At 42.0% G+C, this 16,963-nt stretch carries 15 protein-coding genes and 1 riboswitch; of the genes, 6 read left to right on the top strand and 9 right to left on the bottom strand.

Annotation, left to right across the window (positions count from 1 at the left end; translation table 11 throughout):
* Positions 1-61: 61 nt before the first annotated feature.
* Complete coding sequence (locus tag ABDZ72_RS10680; RefSeq protein ID WP_343752902.1) at positions 62-580, bottom strand: YqhR family membrane protein; 519 nt, start codon at positions 578-580, stop codon at positions 62-64.
* A 276-nt stretch (positions 581-856) separates the two neighbouring features.
* Between ABDZ72_RS10680 and ABDZ72_RS10675 the strand changes: the two genes are divergently transcribed.
* A complete protein-coding gene (locus ABDZ72_RS10675; RefSeq protein WP_343752900.1) occupies positions 857-1,234 on the top strand; it encodes an SA1362 family protein in 378 nt (125 codons plus the stop codon).
* 12 nt (positions 1,235-1,246) lie between these two features.
* Here the strand turns inward: ABDZ72_RS10675 and ABDZ72_RS10670 are convergent, their stop codons facing one another.
* The 3 genes from ABDZ72_RS10670 to ABDZ72_RS10660 all read right to left on the bottom strand — a co-directional run bounded on the left by ABDZ72_RS10670 (position 1,247) and on the right by ABDZ72_RS10660 (position 5,373).
* Positions 1,247-2,137 (bottom strand): patatin-like phospholipase family protein, encoded by an 891-nt coding sequence (locus ABDZ72_RS10670; protein WP_343752898.1) that lies wholly within the window; start codon positions 2,135-2,137, stop codon positions 1,247-1,249.
* 117 nt (positions 2,138-2,254) lie between these two features.
* Positions 2,255-2,674 (bottom strand): transcriptional regulator MntR, encoded by a 420-nt coding sequence (gene mntR, locus ABDZ72_RS10665; RefSeq protein WP_343752896.1) that lies wholly within the window; start codon positions 2,672-2,674, stop codon positions 2,255-2,257.
* 140 nt (positions 2,675-2,814) lie between these two features.
* Positions 2,815-5,373 (bottom strand): vitamin B12-dependent ribonucleotide reductase, encoded by a 2,559-nt coding sequence (locus ABDZ72_RS10660; RefSeq protein WP_343752893.1) that lies wholly within the window; start codon positions 5,371-5,373, stop codon positions 2,815-2,817.
* Between the two features lie 344 nt (positions 5,374-5,717).
* On the opposite strand from ABDZ72_RS10660, the gene ABDZ72_RS10655 reads away from it, so the two are divergent.
* Entirely contained in the window at positions 5,718-6,083 is a 366-nt protein-coding gene (locus ABDZ72_RS10655; protein ID WP_343752891.1) for a rhodanese-like domain-containing protein, read from the top strand.
* Positions 6,084-6,194: 111 nt separating this feature from the next.
* On the opposite strand, the gene gcvPB is transcribed toward ABDZ72_RS10655, so the two are convergent.
* Genes gcvPB through gcvT form a run of 3 tightly spaced genes read right to left on the bottom strand, consistent with a single transcriptional unit; the run spans position 6,195 to position 10,116 of the window.
* Complete coding sequence (gcvPB, locus tag ABDZ72_RS10650) at positions 6,195-7,646, bottom strand: aminomethyl-transferring glycine dehydrogenase subunit GcvPB (RefSeq protein ID WP_343752889.1); 1,452 nt, start codon at positions 7,644-7,646, stop codon at positions 6,195-6,197.
* Positions 7,639-8,988, bottom strand: a complete 1,350-nt coding sequence (gene gcvPA / locus ABDZ72_RS10645) for an aminomethyl-transferring glycine dehydrogenase subunit GcvPA (protein ID WP_343752887.1) — start codon at positions 8,986-8,988, stop codon at positions 7,639-7,641. The genes gcvPB and gcvPA overlap by 8 nt, the downstream gene beginning before the upstream one ends.
* A gap of 15 nt (positions 8,989-9,003) precedes the next feature.
* Positions 9,004-10,116 carry a glycine cleavage system aminomethyltransferase GcvT gene (gene gcvT, locus ABDZ72_RS10640; protein WP_343752885.1) on the bottom strand — a complete coding sequence of 371 codons (1,113 nt, stop codon included), beginning with the start codon at positions 10,114-10,116 and terminating at the stop codon, positions 9,004-9,006.
* A 244-nt stretch (positions 10,117-10,360) separates the two neighbouring features.
* Positions 10,361-10,453: riboswitch (glycine riboswitch) on the bottom strand.
* 139 nt (positions 10,454-10,592) lie between these two features.
* Between gcvT and ABDZ72_RS10635 the strand changes: the two genes are divergently transcribed.
* Both ABDZ72_RS10635 and ABDZ72_RS10630 read left to right on the top strand, forming a co-directional pair.
* Complete coding sequence (locus tag ABDZ72_RS10635) at positions 10,593-12,254, top strand: DEAD/DEAH box helicase (protein ID WP_343752883.1); 1,662 nt, start codon at positions 10,593-10,595, stop codon at positions 12,252-12,254.
* Entirely contained in the window at positions 12,244-13,023 is a 780-nt protein-coding gene (locus ABDZ72_RS10630) for a YqhG family protein (protein WP_343752880.1), read from the top strand. Before ABDZ72_RS10635 ends, ABDZ72_RS10630 begins: the two co-directional genes overlap by 11 nt.
* 34 nt (positions 13,024-13,057) lie before the next feature.
* Here ABDZ72_RS10630 and ABDZ72_RS10625 read toward each other — a convergent pair whose 3' ends face one another.
* Both ABDZ72_RS10625 and ABDZ72_RS10620 read right to left on the bottom strand, forming a co-directional pair.
* Positions 13,058-13,243 (bottom strand): YqzE family protein, encoded by a 186-nt coding sequence (locus tag ABDZ72_RS10625; RefSeq protein ID WP_343752878.1) that lies wholly within the window; start codon positions 13,241-13,243, stop codon positions 13,058-13,060.
* Between the two features lie 76 nt (positions 13,244-13,319).
* The gene (locus tag ABDZ72_RS10620; RefSeq protein WP_343752876.1) at positions 13,320-13,811 is read right to left on the bottom strand and encodes a shikimate kinase; all 492 of its coding nucleotides are present in this window, start codon (positions 13,809-13,811) and stop codon (positions 13,320-13,322) included.
* A 64-nt stretch (positions 13,812-13,875) separates the two neighbouring features.
* Here ABDZ72_RS10620 and comGA point away from each other — a divergent pair, with 64 nt between their 5' ends.
* Together comGA and comGB are read left to right on the top strand one after the other, a co-directional pair.
* Positions 13,876-14,928 (top strand): competence type IV pilus ATPase ComGA, encoded by a 1,053-nt coding sequence (gene comGA, locus ABDZ72_RS10615; protein ID WP_343752875.1) that lies wholly within the window; start codon positions 13,876-13,878, stop codon positions 14,926-14,928.
* Entirely contained in the window at positions 14,885-15,946 is a 1,062-nt protein-coding gene (comGB, locus tag ABDZ72_RS10610; protein WP_343752871.1) for a competence type IV pilus assembly protein ComGB, read from the top strand. Before comGA ends, comGB begins: the two co-directional genes overlap by 44 nt.
* Positions 15,947-16,963: the final 1,017 nt, after the last annotated feature.

Below are 16,963 nucleotides of genomic sequence, written 5' to 3'. Positions count from 1 at the left end.
TTTGAATAATAGTAACGCTTAAAAACCACTAATGACAGATGACTAATGGTAATGGCGATGTCTAACCTTGCTCCCCTTTACTCGCTTTTAATTGGTGCAATGTATCATTGTAGTCATACGAGATGGAATATCCGATAAAGGTGCCATATATGATATATAAACAGATAGTCGAAACAATCGTGTACACATTAAGGTCAACCAAAGGCGGAACATTTGAGAAAATAGGCTGCAGTAAATAAAAAACAATTCCCCACAATATCAACCCATATACAGCGCCCATTACGAATGTTTCCATTTTTTTAAAGAAGACATAATAAATAAACGCCACCCCTATGGATAACAACCCGGTTAAGACGATCGTCAATGCGTAGCCATGCCAACGTTCTGTCCATTCCTCGGATGTCCATGAACGCAGCAGATAGCTCCTCGGTGTCACTTCCGAAAAATTGAAATAATAAAGGACGATCCCAAAAAACCCAAATACCACGCCTCCAATAAACCCCGTCAGCAGTGAGCGGGACAACAGTGAGCGTGGTTCCTCTTCTTTATTCTGTTCCAGTTGTTTATCTTGATTTCCCAATTCATAACACCTCCACGCTTAGTGTGACCAATGGCAGAGAGATCCAATCATCCCTGTTGAAAATAATCGGTGAAGAAATAAAATTAGTCTTCCGGAAGATTTTTTAGTAAAATAGAAATTAGATAGCTAATGAATATTTTATAACAGACAGGCAACAATGGTAGCAGACGAATGAATTGGAAATATTGTTGATAATATTTCTGGCGCAGCTGATATTTATTGCTGAATCGTGGTATACAATGAATAAGCAGTGCTTTAATGAAAGGGGGAATTCACGTGATACGCGGTAAATTTTCTTTGGTGGTTTATGCGATTATTGGTCTTGCCATTATTGGCATCATCACACAGCTGTTCACCAATACTGCTTCCTTTCTGATGAGTATACTCACCATGATTGGACTTGCGGTTGTCGTTTTTGCGTTTGTTTACTTTATCTTTTTCCGGAAGAGCAGTGCTTCTTCCAGTGACGCCAAAAAATATAAACAGGCCGTGAAACAATCCAAATCAAAATACAGCCAGAAACAACCCAAGCCAAATGATACAACATCCAAGCAGCAATCCCCCACAACAAAGAAAAAAACGAATAAACGCGCATCTCACTTGAGAGTCATCGATGGCAATAAGTCGAAACGAAAAAACCGGGCCAGCTTTTAAACTGGACCGGTTTTAATTTGGCCACCGTTTCAGAAACAGACGAGCTTCTTCTGTTCCTGTCTCTATCAATTGTTTCTTGGTTTCATCCGGCAAAGCAAACTCGGTTGCATGAATATGGTCAACAGGAATAAAAATAATCTGATGCTGATCCGATTTGGAAACATACCGAGCATCATGAGCCTCAAGCATCGTGCTGAACAAGGCATGAAACATATCCAGTCCGTTCCCGATATTATGAGGTTCACATCCATCGGGATAACCGCTCAGTTTCATCCCTAACACCGGTCGTTCCTTCCGTTCTCTTCCATTTTCGAATATCCATAATGGAAAATTACTCAACAATCCCCCATCAACCATCAAACTTTTTCGTTTTTTATCACCTTGAAGTTTTTCCGGCATAAAAAAATATGGAAAACCTGCACTCATCCGAATAGCTTTAGCAATCGGAAATCGGTTCGGATCCATACCATATATACGTTGCAGATCATCCGGAATAACTACTAATTTCCCTAGTGAAATATCACTTACAACAACTTTCAGATAACCTGGCTTGATATCACGGAACGTATACACACCTTTTTGAGCCAGCAAATGGTCAATCCATTGTTCCAGTTTTTTGCCTTTATACAGACCAAGCCGGAAATAAAGGTTTAACCATTTGGAAAACGGAATGAAAAGAGTCCAAGCCGGTGGGTCCAGTAATTCCTGCAAATCCAGTTCCTCAACGATTTGCTCAATCTCATCAATGCTGAATCCGGATGCCAGCAGAGAAGCCATCAGGGCCCCTGCCGATGATCCAGCCACTCGTTCAAAGGTGTGATTATGTTCGGACACTTGCCTTATAGCACCGACAAGGGCGTATGCTTTGACACCGCCACCGGAGAACACACCATCAATTTTCATATTGTCATCTCCCGCCACTCTTTTGGAACATTTATGCTCTTCATCTATTCCTATGTTTATATATGGGAAAATGTGCGGGAAATGGATGGTGCCATGACAGATTAGTCGATGGTATAGCTATGCTTCACTTTCCTCATTGGTTTCTCTCAGATGATCCACTCGTATACTGTCCGCTTTAAAATATTGAATGAGATCACCAATGCGATCGATCGAGTTCCAGCTAAGATGATGTTCAATTCCTTCTACATCATCATAGATTTTATCACTGTCGACCCCGATTATCTCAAGAAATTCCTCAAGCAATTCATGTCGATAAACCAAACGTTTGCCCAATTTTTGTCCTTTGGCTGTTAAAATGAAGCCCCGGTATTTTTCGTAGTTGAGATAGCCGTCTTTATCTAGTTTTTGCACCATTTTCGTTACGGATGACGGATGAACCTCCAATGCTTCAGCTATATCGGATACGCGGGCATATCCTTTTGATTGCATTAAATTATGAATTTGTTCGACATAATCCTCCATGCTCGGCGTAGGCATTAAATCACTCATTTCATGGGAATATTTTTTATTTTATGCAACATTGTTTCTGTATAAAGCATACATGATCGGCGCATATTAGACAAGCTTTTATGCAGAAAAAAGGATCGGCTGTTATACCGATCCTTTTTTCTATAACGTTATAAACCACATTTCAACTGAGCGCCACAGCTCGTACAACTGTTGCAACCGCCTATTTCTTCAATGGTGCCACTCCGGCACACCGGACACGTATCACCAACGTCGGATCCAATAGTGACATTCGTTTTATCCAATTCCTGGATCGTATCCATAAGAACCACTTTTGGCTTTTCATCGTCAAAAAGTTCGGTTTGTTCCGTTGTCGTTTTTTCCTCAGCTTTCAATGTGAGTACTTGTGTATCACGGCTGCCATCAACATAGACCGTTCCGCCTTTTGCACCACCGTTATATAATCGCTGGTATACGTTTTCCACTTGATCAACCGTATACCCTTTCGGCGCGTTGACCGTTTTGGAAATGGAACTATCCACCCAACGTTGAATGACACATTGGGCATCCGCATGTTCTTCAGGCGTCAAATCCATGGCGGATACAAACCATTCCGGCAGTTCATCCGATTCCCGTTCAGGATGTTCATCAAAGTACTCTTGTACAATATCCGCTTTTACCTCGATAAATTTCCCTAAACGGCCGCTTCTATAATACGAAAAGGAGAAATATGGTTCCAGTCCGGTGCTTACACCCGCCATAGTTCCAGTGCTTCCGGTTGGTGCAACAGTAAGCAAATGAGAATTGCGGATTCCATGGGTGCGGATGGCTTCTTTAATATCCTCCGGCATTTTTTGCATGTATCCTGTATTGACAAATGCTTCACGCAATTCGTCGGTTTCTTTATCTGTTTCACCGACAAGAAACGGAAAGCTGCCTTTTTCTTTTGCCAGTTCAATGGACTCCCGATAGGCGGTTGTTGCAATGGCCTCAAAAATACTTTCAGCAAGGGCGTTGCCTTCCGCTGAACCATATTTTGTTTCACAATAAATCAAGAGATCATGGAGACCCATCACACCAAGTCCGACACGCCGTTCACCAAGCGCTTGCTTTTTATTTTCTCTAAGAAAATATGGCGTTGCATCAATAACGTTGTCCTGAAGCCGCACACCAGTCCTTACTGTTTGTTTCAACTTGTCAAAATCCACTGTTTTCGTTTGTTTATCCGCCATTTCAGCCAGATTGACCGCAGCCAGATTACAGACCGAATAAGGTGCAAGCGGTTGTTCACCACATGGGTTGGTGGCTACCACTTGATCACCATAGGCTTGAGCGTTAGTCAGTTCATTGGCATTATCAATAAAGAAAATACCCGGTTCAGCTGAATAGGTTGCACAAATATTAATCAGATTCCAGAGTTCCTTAGCCTTTATACGGCGATAAACACGAACACCATAACCCATTGCTTCCCACTTTCGGACATCACCGACGTCATGCCAATGTTCGTTATAATCACGCATTTCCTCGGCCGTATAATTTTCAACATCCGGAAAACGAAGTTCATGGTCCTCATCATTTTCCACGGCATCCATAAAATCTTTTGTAATGCAAACCGAAATATTGGCGCCAGTGAGGAATTCAGGATTATGAACCGTATACGTTCCACCGGTCAACAGTTTCTCTTCCGCTTCACGAATGGCCGCTTGGGTGAAACCACCCTGCCCAGGCATGGACCGATAATTGACGATACCCTGATACAAATCGGCTTCTGTTTCAGTCAGCGGTGTAAATTTAAGCTTTTCTTGAGCCAATTTCTTAATATGCTCATCGTCTGTATTTTCAATAAGATACCGCAAAATTCTCGGGTTTTGCATCTTGGAAATAATAAATTCAATAATATCCGGATGAGAATCAACAAGCATAATCATTTGGGCTCCACGTCTTGATCCGCCCTGCTCCACGAGATGTGTTAATTTAGCGATATCATCGAGCCAGGATACCGATCCGGATGACTTGCCATTCACCCCTCTGGCCAGTGTGTTTCGGGGTCTGAGGGTGGAACCATTCGTACCGACACCCCCTCCCCGGGACATAATCTCCATGACTTGCTTGCGATGGTCCGAAATGCCTTCACGGGAGTCTTTTATATATGGCATGACATAACAATTGAAATACGTGACATCCGTATCCGCACCGGCACCATAAAGAACGCGTCCGGCAGGGATGAAATTCATGGATTTCAATTGCTGGTTAAATGCTTCAAACCACTCGTCCTGTTTGTTTTTCGATGTTTCCACTTCTGCCAATCCTTTTGCATTTCGTTTGGCAATCTGTTCATAATAAATCTCCAATGGTTTATCAATCACATCAAAAAAGCGCCGCACAACACCTGTGGATGCTTCTTCGTCATCGTCAAGAGCCGAATGAAATTCCGGGGTCACATGAATATCAGCTTTATAATTGTCCCAATCGATGGATTGAACAAAGCCCAGACCGCGCGCCGGAAACTTAGGATCCGCTTTAACGGTGAGAACAACAAAATCCCCAGCTTTCAGTGTCCGCTTACCCGTATCTTTAAATGCATACCGATCCAGCATAACGAGTCTGGAAACACCTTCGTGAGTCAAGGTCATATCGTTGGTAACCGGATATACTTGCGGAAATAGCTCTATATCATTATTTAGTGATGGCACATCGATGGTTTGCTGAAAATCAGCAGCAGTCGACATAAATGAAATCACTCCTTTATATGGTTGTTCGTCATGAGTGCTTTATCATGCTATTACATTCAACATATCATACTCCAATCTCAAAAAACAATATGTAGTGTTTAAACAAAAAATATATACAATATATTGATAAAAAAGAACGATGATAATAGGTATGCCAAAGGTATGAAAGAATAAGTATATCAAGATGATAAAAGGGTAAGCAAGCTTATTTCGACAAGAAAACCATTTTCATGATCTTTCGTCTTTTTTTTGCACCTGACCTTACGCAAAAAAGACTTTGAAAAACTACCGAATAAAGCCTATAATGGACTTGAAAGTATGGTAATGACGGAGGATCGATTATGGAGTATTTGATTATAATAGCTGTTGCACTTTTAGCTTTTATCATGTTCCGCTTTTTCAGGCAACGAAATTTTTTAAAAACCTTGACTGAAGATCAATTCCGACAAGGTTACCGTAAAGCGCAACTTATCGACGTGCGTGAACCAAATGAGTTTAAAAAAGGGCATATACTCGGCGCCCGAAATATTCCGTTGACACAGATGAAACAGCGGCTTGTAGAGCTCCGCAAAGATAAGCCGGTCTATCTTTACTGTCAAAGCGGAACAAGGTCGGCCAGAGCTGCTCAGCTACTTCACAAAAAAGGATATCAGGATTTAAGCCAGCTAAAAGGCGGTTTTAAAAAATGGACCGGGAAAGTGAAATGATCGAATAAACGCAGAACCAGTCAGTTTGGTTTTAAACAAACAAAAAAGGACGGGGGACAAGATCCCGTCCTTTTTTGTTTGATCTAAGCGATGCAGACCGCATGTATTAGGTTAATAACGCAATATTGGTTTACGCGCTGCTGTCGTTTCGTCCAATCGTTTAACAGATGTATGGAACGGTGCTTCCTGAACCGATTCAGGGCTATTTTTCGCCTCTTCAGAAATAGTATACATGGCATCAATGAAACTATCCAGCATGTCTTTTGATTCGGTCTCCGTCGGTTCAGTCATCATCGCCTCTTCCACATTAAGCGGGAAATAAATCGTCGGTGGATGATAGCCATAATCCAGCAAGCGTTTGGCTATATCCAATGTCCGGACCCCCAATTTTTTCTGATTTTTTCCCGACATTACAAATTCATGCTTACAATGCTGCGGATATGGCATGGCATATTCGTTTTCCAGCATACGCATGAGGTAGTTTGCGTTCAAAACGGCATACTCACTAACCTTTTTAAGACCCTCAGCTCCCATGGTACGAATATAGGTATAAGCCCGTAGGTTTATTCCAAAATTTCCATAGTATGGTTTAATTCGGCCTATGGACGACGGACGGTCATAATCAAAGAAGTATTCACCATTTTGTTCGACAAGCAGTGGTTTTGGCAGGTACGGTGCAAGTTCGCTTGTCACGCCGACAGGGCCTGATCCCGGCCCTCCGCCGCCATGAGGTCCGGTGAATGTTTTGTGCAAATTTAAATGCACAACATCAAAACCCATATCTTTCGGCCGTGTATAACCCATAATGGCATTCAAATTAGCCCCGTCATAATACAACCGTCCTCCTGCACCATGAACAATCTCAGCCATTTCCACAATATCTGTTTCAAACAAGCCAAGCGTGTTTGGATTGGTAAGCATGAATGCGGCTGTCTTTTCATCAACCACACGTTTTAAATCATCCAGATCAACCAATCCGTGTTCATTTGTTTGGACAGTTGCCACATCAAACCCGGCAACCGCAACGGAGGCAGGATTGGTTCCATGAGCAGAATCCGGAACAATCACTTTTGTCCGATTATAGTCGCCATTAGCTTCATGGAAAGCCCTGATCATCATCAGTCCGGTCCATTCACCCTGTGCACCTGCTGACGGTTGTAGAGAAACAGCATCCATGCCCGTTAACTCTGCCAGAGACGTTTGCAAATCATACATCATTTCCATGGCTCCCTGAACGGTTTTCGGATCCTGGTATGGATGTAGTTGACTAAAGCCATTAAGTCCTGCCACGTCCTCATTTATTTTCGGATTGTATTTCATAGTGCAGGAGCCAAGCGGGTAAAAACCGGAATCAACCCCGTAATTTCGATTCGAGAGCGCGGTGTAATGACGCATAATCTCCAGTTCACTCACTTCAGGCAAATCGGGTGCTTCTGTCCGGATATAGACATCCTGAAATTCGCTGTCCAAATCTGTTTCCGGTACGTCAAGCATTGGTAAACTATAACTGGTTCTTCCTTCCTGGCCGCGTTCAAAAATCAAAGGAAAGTCTTTATTAGCCATGAATATCCCCCAATTCATTTACAAACGTGTCTATCTCCGCTTTTGTACGGATTTCTGTGACCGCAATCAACATATGATTCTGAAGTTCCGGGTAGGCCTTCTCCAGATCATAGCCACCGATGATACCATGTTGAAAAAGTTTTTCATTAACATTGGTGACATTTTCCGGCAATTTGACAACCAATTCATTAAAGAATGGTCCGTCAAAAGCAGCTGATAGTCCTATATCCTCCAATTTTCGTTTTAAATAGCGAGCCTTTTGCATATTCAAAACAGCCATGTGTCCAAGACCATGTTTTCCGATTGATGTCATTGCGACCGAACTGGCAAGGGCGTTCAGTGCCTGGTTGGAACAAATATTGGATGTTGCCTTATCACGCCGGATGTGCTGTTCTCTTGCTTGCAATGTGAGGACAAAACCACGTTCCCCCTCTTCATCCGTCGTTTGACCAACCAAACGCCCGGGGATTTTACGTTTTAATTTATCGGTTGTTGCAAAATAACCGCAATGCGGTCCGCCAAACTGCGCTGGGATTCCGAACACTTGTGTATCACCGACAGCAATGTCCGCACCAAAGTCCCCCGGAGGTGTTAGGTATCCCAGTGCAAGTGGGTTACTGGAAGTGATAAACATCGTCTTTTGCTGCTGGCGAATGATGGCATTGATGTCCTGCATAGGTTCCATTTGACCGAAAAAGTTGGGATATTGAACGACAACCCCGGCTGTATGGTCATCCACTTCATTTTCCAATTGCTCGATATTCGTTTGTCCGCCAGTATAATCAATTTCGACAACATTCAGATTGTGCCCTTTTGCGTACGTGTGAATGACGTCTCTTGACTCCGGATGAACGGTTTTTGATACAACGATTTTTTTTCGTTTGGTCTGTCCGGCACTCAAGGTGACTGCCTCAGCCAACGCTGTCCCTCCATCATATACAGAGGAGTTGGCCACATCCATGCCGGTAAGCTCGCATATCATGGTCTGAAATTCAAATATGGCTTGAAGTTCACCTTGAGACATTTCTGGCTGGTATGGTGTATATGCTGTATAAAATTCTGATCGTGAAATAACATGATCCACAACGGATGGGATGCCATGATCATATACCCCGGCTCCAAGGAAACAGCTGTATTCGCTTAAATTGGCATTTTTGGCAGCCATTCCGGCGAGTTCTTTTTTTAACGAATGTTCATTGGCCGGCTTTTTCAGATTTAAATCACCGGAAAACCTTACTTTCTCGGGAATATCAGCAAATAGTGCATCTGTTGAATCGACCCCGATAACATCGAGCATTTCCTGCTTATCTGTTTCGGTCATAGGCAAATAGCGAAATTCCATTTGGAAACCTCCCTTTTATTCATCCCGTTGATAGAACGGTGTTTTAACAACAACAGCTTTGCATTTTCGATTGCGCACTTGCACAAACACTTCTGTTCCAAGTTGAGTGTAAGTGCTTTCCACGAGAATCAGTCCGATATTTTTTTTCAAAGTCGGCGACTGAGTTCCTGTCGTTACAAAGCCAATTGTTCTGTCCCCATCCAGCACGGTATACCCTGTTCGGGGGATGCCCTTATCGATCATCTCAATTCCGACTAATCCTCTTGCCGGCCCCTGTTCTATTTGCTTTTTCAACGTGTCTTTTCCGATAAAATCTGCTTCTTTATTGACTTTAACGGCAAAGGACATGCCTGCTTCCACCGGTGTAATTGTTTCCGAAAGTTCCTGGCCGTATAATGGCAGATTCACCTCAAATCGCAACGTGTCCCTTGCCCCGAGGCCTGCTGGCACTATGCCGTATTCGTTGCCCGCTTCAAGAATCATGTTCCATAAATCACGAGCTTTAGCTGCATCAAGATATATTTCAAAACCATCTTCTCCCGTATAGCCGGTACGCGAGACAATGGCTTCGGCATCAATAGCCGAAAAATATACCGGATTGTCAAAGCGGAAAAATTTAATGTGACTCAAATCCGTTTCCGTCAGCTTTTGGAGGATGGTTTCAGCCAATGGTCCCTGCAGGGCAAGCTGGGCATAATCGGCTGAGACGTTTTCAATCGATACGTTCTGGCTCTTGTCTTTTTGACCGGTCAGCCATTCAAAGTCTTTTTGGGTATTGGCCGCATTGACAACAAGCAGGTATTGATCATCATCAAGCATGTAAATGAGAAAGTCATCTGTTGTGCCGCCATCCTCATAACACATAAACGTGTACTGGGCGCGGTTTGGAGTCAATCGGGAGATGTCATTGGTCACAACATATTGCAAAAACGCCTCACTGTCCGGACCTTCAATCAGAATCTCTCCCATATGCGACACATCAAACAGTCCGGCCTGCGTTCTCGTCGTATGGTGTTCCTGTTTGATGCCGCTGAATTGAACAGGCAGTTCCCATCCGCCGAAATCAACGGTTTTGCCACCTAGTTTGGCATACTCTGGAAAAAGCGGTGTTTGTTTTAACGCGCTCATGTCTTTCACTCCTTATAAACATGTTAAATAAAAGACAAACTATTCCAACAAATCAAATGAATAAACCCCACTTGATGGGCTTTTCCCCGGCAGACATTTATGTTTTTACATAAAAAACAGAGATTTCTCCCGTCACCGGGGAAATCTCTGTCCTTCAACCAGAAAGTTGTACATTTTTGTCAAAACAAAAATGCTTGCTTCGTGGGTGGTCCACCATACTATTGGCGGACACTCTCCAGAGTCGCGTCCTACAAGAGTCTTTTTGCCTGAGAGATTCACGTAATATGTTTGCTCCTTCGGCGTTACTGTACACAGTAAGCTCTCCCCTTGTATTCATTCGCATCATGATATGCATTTTTTTGGTTACACTATGTATTAGATAATATACGTCTCAAGTATGTAATTAAATGCATTATACCATAGGTCCCTTCACAAAAATAGGGATGATCACAACTTTTTGAAAAAGGAAGTATAACATGAATCAGATGGATATATCATATGATCCTCATTTTGTGGATGGATTGGAAACGACCCTGAGACAAGAAGGTCCTTTCGCCCCATGGAATCTGTTCCAAATGAATTATGAGGCAGCTCTGACAACCATGTCGCCATCATTTGATGGGTTAAAAGCACTGGAATATCTCCCGCAAATGGAATTTATGGATCATCAACTTTCCTGTGCCAAACAAGTGATGGAAGAGATGAACGGACGTGCTATTTTGGCTGATGAAGTGGGGTTGGGGAAAACGATTGAAGCAGGTTTGATTTTAAAAGAATATATGCTTCGTGGTCTCGTCAAAAAAGCCCTTATTATCGTACCGGCATCGTTGGTCAACCAATGGGCCAAGGAACTGAATGAAAAGTTTTACATCCCTGCGGTGACATTCAGGAAAACCCACCCTTGGGATCAGTATGACGTTATCATTACATCTATTGATACGGCAAAACGGTCCCCGCACCGCGAGCACATTTTGGAGCAGGACTATGATTTTTTATTAGTGGACGAGGCACATAAACTGAAAAACAACAAAACAAAAAATTACGAATTCATTACGAAATTGAAGAAAACGTATTGCCTACTGCTGACAGCAACACCTGTTCAAAACCGTCTTTCCGAAATATTTAACCTCGTATCCATCCTGAAGCCGGGACACCTCGGCGATTATGATACATTTTTAAATCAATATGGCAAGGATCGGAAAACGATTGGTCAGGACGGGTATCTCAAGCAGCTCATCCAAAAAGTAATGATTCGAAACACACGACAGAACGCCCGATTTAATCAAATCAAGCGACATATTGAAACAGTCTGGGTAAACTTTACCGAAGATGAACAGAGGGTTTACAAACAATTGGAAAACACAGTGGAAACTCTTCCCGCCTTTTCAAAAGTCACGTTGCTGCGAGAGTTATGTTCGTCAAGAGAAGCCTGTTACCTATCCCTTCAAAAAATGATGGATACGGAAGAAAACGACAAATGGATCCGTCCGATCACCGAACAAATTGAACAGCTTCCACACCATGTGAAGGCAGCCAAAATGGTCGATCTCATTAATAATGCCGGTGGCGAAAAAGTAATTGTATTCACCGAATACCGGGCGACACAGTTTTATTTGCAATGGTATTTAAAGGAAAGTGGAATCACGTCGGTGCCATACCGTGGCGGTTTTAACAAAGGTAAAAAAGATTGGATGCGACAGTTGTTTGAAAATCATGCCCAAGTGCTGATCGCCACAGAAGCCGGTGGAGAAGGCATTAACCTTCAGTTCTGCAACCATTTAATTAATTATGATCTGCCATGGAACCCAATGCGTCTGGAACAACGTATTGGAAGAATCCACCGGTATGGTCAAGAGAGAGATGTGCACATATATAATTTGGCTACCCGTGGCACAGTGGAAGAGCACATTATGACACTGCTGTATGAAAAAATTAATCTTTTTGAACAAATTATCGGCAATTTGGACAGCATTCTGGCCGAGTTAGATATTGAAGATATTGAATCCAAAATTCAAACCATTTTTTCGGAATCCGCATCAACCGGAGAAGCAAAAATAAAACTGGATAATCTGTCATCGATCATTCAAAAGACACATGACGACGCAATACACGAGGAGGTGGAACACTATGGCCATTAAAGATTTGCACCATTTTCTTGAATCGTATTTCACGGCCCATCAGTGCAGCATTGTACATAATGACGAAGGTATGCTCACGATTCAATTGACGGAAGCTATGGATCGGGCGTTAATGAATCGTCCGTTCTATTGGCATTATATCAAGAAAATGGGATATGCCGGTGATCCAAAACAACTGACCTTGATAACAGATCCCGAAAAACGCGATGGAAAACATGAATGGATTCATTTTGGCAGTCCACGTCTTCATCAGATTTTGAATCATTTACACGACAATGAAACCTACACAAAACTATTTGAACGAATAAATACCAATCAGAAAACCGCTCTTTTCCCATGGTTGGTCACCAATGTAAAAATCAGTTATGAAGGAAAACAAAAAATGGATGAAATGGTCTCCATAGGGCTCCACTTGATCAACGGAACGATGAAAGCGAATATGATGGACGAATTGCGCAACAAAACGATACAAGCATCCATCTCCGATTACTGCTATACCATGACGCCGATGATTACCTTGTCGAGCGGATATAAACGTATCGAACGTGTACTCGAGGATTATATTCGTAATCAACAGCATGATTGGGCGGAACGTTCATTGGAAACCATGGAGGAAGAAATAAGTCTCCTGCGACATTTTTATAAAGGAGAGGATCAGGAGAGTGACATAAGAAAGGAAATGGATGAAATTAAAAGACGCTATTATCCATGCATTCATTTCAGTGTGGTTAATGGAGGACTTTTTTATCTGACGGAAGACGCAAGCTAAAAAATGAGACAAGCCCCTTAACGCCAGGGGCTTGTCAATCAGCCTTATTGAAAAATACTTTCCACGCAAATGGCAGCAACCCTAGCCATCGGGTTGTATAAATGGCCTGATTCGGCTCATCAGAGGGATCTGTTTTGCGTGACTGTCTTTCTTCTGCCGGTGTATCCAGCAACTTGGTGAACCGCTGAACCATGTACTTAACATACTCATTGAAAGACAATGCCCACACCTCTTTCGCTTATTTGTATCATTATTATCAACTGCTGCCACATACTTTATACCGATGGTACTCGATTTTATGCCTGGAGGTCAGCTATTTCCTCTGCGATAGCCTCTATGGATTTGTTATCAGTCAACACAGTCGCATCCGCCGCTTCTGTGTACAGATCCTTGCGACGATTGTATAAACGAACCCTTTCGCTGGAGTCTTTTCCCCAAAGCGGTCTGTTGGGGTCTTCACCCAATCGAGAAGCAATAGCATTCATAGAGGCGTTCAAATGAACAACCAGGCCATGATGCGTCATAAACGCAACGTTTTCCTCTCGTTCAACCATGCCGCCACCTGTTGAAACAATTTGTTCCATTCCCCCGGTGCGCTTAAGCATTTCGGTTTCATACTTACGGAAGATTTGTTCCCCATGTTCCTGAAATATGGTTGTTATCGGTCCGTATTTATCCACAATCATCTGATCGGTATCTACCAACGGAACATCCAATTTGGTGCACAACCGTTCTCCTATGGTACTTTTTCCACTTCCCATGAATCCGATTAAATAAATAGGCTTCATATGATTCCCTGCCTTTGAGAAATTTTAAAATAATTTTATAAAAAAAGAAGGAGTTCAGCAAACCATGTCGAATATAGTCTTGTGTAAGGAGGTGAATCATTCATTGGACACAGCTTCCAAAATCGCAGAACAGCTTCTTCATGAAGCCATCAGCTCGAACGCTTCAGATGTGCATTTTTTTCCTTTTGCAGACCATGCAACGATCCATTTTCGGGTGCTTGGTGGCCGTATTCATCACAAAACTATTCCCATCAGCCAATATGACGTGTTGCTTACCTACTACAAGTTTACATCAGGAATGGATATAGGTGAAGTACGAAAACCCCAAGATGGAACCATTATTCATGAGCTTGAGGGCAACCGCTGCGCACTCCGCTTATCAACCTTGCCGCTTAACCGCACAGAAAGCCTTGCCATTCGGATTCTCCCACAGGATCAGCACCATTCTCTTGAAAAACTTTTCCTTTTCCAATTTCAACTAAAAAAATTGAAAAGCTGGATAAAAAACCGTAATGGAATCATATTGTTCACAGGGCCCACAGGCAGTGGCAAAACCACAACGCTGTATACTCTGCTGCAGACCATTCTTGCCGAAAAGTCCTACCAAACCATCACGCTTGAGGATCCGGTTGAAAAAGATATTCACGACATTCTGCAGGTACAGGTAAATGAGAAAGCAGGCATCACTTATCAGACAGGGTTAAAAGCGGCTTTGCGCCATGATCCGGATATCATTATGATTGGCGAAATCCGGGATCGTTTTACAGCACAGTTTGCATTTGATGCGTCCCTGACCGGACATCTTGTGCTCAGTACACTCCATGCCGGCAGTGCTGAAGGAACCATCCAGCGGTTATGGGAAATGGGCATCGGCACCATCGATATGCAACAGTCGCTCATTGCAGTTGCGGCGCTGGAGTTGCTACCAATCAAATTGAAGGATCATACTGAGCGTGCTGCTATTATGGAGATGTTGGACGGGCAAACCCTTGAACATACTCTGAATAATGACAGCCTACAGGCGACAGATCACTTCGACACATTCCATCATTTACGAAAGAAGGCCTTTGCATATGGGTTTATTACAGAAGATACGCTATCGTCTTCCGGACACTAACCATAAACCACCGCGCAAAGAACTACAGCTGCGTTTTTTGCACCGGTTGGCCAGGTTGCTTAAAAATGGCTGCACCATCGTTGAAGCACTTGATATGATGCAATGGGATGATCAACTGAAACCCATTGCCTCTGCCATCATTGACTCTCTCAAAGACGGCAAACCATTGGATGAAGCATTAGACCATATACATTTCAACCCAGTCATTACATCCTACCTTTATTTCGTCCGTCATAACGGTGACCTTGAGACCAATTTAGAAAAATGTGCAGTTATGTATGAACAACGACTGACTTACTTAAAAAAATTTTATGAAACGGCACGGTACCCAATCATTCTCTTCGTCATCTTTATGTTCCTGCTATACTTTATCAAACAGTCCATCCTCCCTTCATTTTTGAAACTTTTCCAGGGGACAACAGAAACGGCACCGACTGTTATGCTCACTGTTGCAGTCATTGATATGGTAGGCTACTTCCTTCTTGGGATTCTTATCATTCTCGGCATAGCATGGATTGTATGGCGTTTCAGCAGAAATAGGATCAACATCAGTAAGCGCATTAACATTTACAATAGAATCCCTATCTACCGGCAGTACAAACAAACACAAATATCATTTCTTTTTGCTGTCCACATCAGTTCTTTATTAATGAGCGGCCTTTCCATGAAAGACATCCTTATCAATATGGCCAGGCAGAAAAAACAACCTATACTCGCCCATTATGCCTCTCTGCTCACGGACGAATTATCCAGGGGTATTTATATGACCCATTTATTAACCCAATTGCCACTCATTGACAAACAATTATCTAGCATATTCCAAAGACATACAGACGTAAAAGCATTGGAAAAGGACTTGTCCATTTACAGTGAATTACAAACAGAAGAAACACATCGTAAAATCATGAAAACCATCACTTATATACAGCCTGTCTTTTTTATCATGCTCGGTGGAATGATCGTTGCCATTTATGCATCACTTATGTGGCCGATGTTTCAGCTAATCAAAACGATTTAACCATAGAAAGAGATGAATTTGATGATCAACAATCAAAAAGGGTTCACATTAATCTATAGGCAATTACCCATGGCGTAAAAACAAGAATGTTCTTTAAAAATCGACCGTCTCACTATACATTATAGACGGTCTTATTGCTTTTTTTAATTTTAATCTTAGAACAAATGGTTTGATTATTTTTAATTACATTATGCTTCACATCAACAATGTTCTCTACCTTGTCAAAAGTCTCATTATATAAAAAATACTCTTCTATAAATTTATAGCGATCCTTTGTGAGCGAATGTGGGTGTCAATTTATCGCCACACTTATGATCATTATAATTTTCTCAAAGTTGTACAGTAGTGCGGATTCTGTACCTTGCCTTCATCCGATTTTAAATCACTTTAAAAACCTTGATACAACCGCACTTCGGTAAAAATTGATTTTATGCATGTTTAAGGTTTATTAAAATTTTGGGGGTATTTCGGGGGTGCTTTGGGGGTGAACCCTCATTCATTCCCATTTACTGCGGGAGAAAGCTTCCGTTACGATATTTATTACATAAATAATTAGAGGTGGAAAGTGGCATACAAATTTTAAATGAAATTTCAAACATTTATTACATCATGCTGCCCCTTTCATATTTAAGCATTTTAGTTTTTCCTAATCACTATAAACCACCTTCATATTAATGTTTTTAGCGTTTATGGAAATTTTTAATACTACACAGATTTATGTGTTTATAAACTTTTAGTGACCAAATTTGAGCAGCCATAATGCAATATGTTGACTTTATTTGGTTGTTTTCCAATGATGATCCAAAGATAAGAAAAGAAAAATATAACAAGCAAGATAAATTATAATTCGCAAATTTCAAGCGTTATGTTATTTATATTCAACATGTTTTCCTATATTAGACAAGGGCTCCTGCTGACTGAGAGCCCTTTGCTTTTATCTCTTGTTCATGTAAAAACTCGAAAAAACCGCTCATATCGATTAAGCAGTTTTTTATAATATATTTATTTTTTTATTCC

The organism is Lentibacillus halophilus (assembly GCF_039522485.1).
Classification (GTDB): domain Bacteria; phylum Bacillota; class Bacilli; order Bacillales; family Amphibacillaceae; genus Lentibacillus; species Lentibacillus halophilus.
Note: the sequence above shows the minus strand (reverse complement) of the source record. Positions and strands in the feature narration are given on the sequence as shown.